Below are 254 nucleotides of genomic sequence, written 5' to 3' on the forward strand. Positions count from 1 at the left end.
TCCTTGAACTGCTGCGGGTTAAGCTGAGCCAGGTACGACAGCGCCGGAATTTCCTTCTGTAAAATTTCAAGCGCCTTGTCGCATTCGCTGCGGCGTTCATTGTACTTGGAATCTACAAGGCCGCGGCGCTTATTGGTATTGGCAATGACCAGCTTGTAAGCCCCCGTCTGGAAAGGAACGAGCTCATACTCCAGCGTATCGCACATGAGCAGAATCGCATGGTCCTTTCTTCCGTTGGCTACGGCAAATTGGTC

Annotated in this window: 1 protein-coding gene; it reads right to left on the reverse strand. The window is 52.4% G+C overall.

The genetic code is table 11. The annotated features are described in order from the left end of the window. The coding region (locus ACSNOG_RS33630; RefSeq protein ID WP_436756459.1) for a hypothetical protein at positions 1-206 on the reverse strand (206 nt) is incomplete at its 3' end. Positions 207-254: the final 48 nt, after the last annotated feature.

This window comes from Streptomyces sp. URMC 124, from assembly GCF_051386455.1.
Lineage (GTDB): Bacteria > Actinomycetota > Actinomycetes > Streptomycetales > Streptomycetaceae > Streptomyces.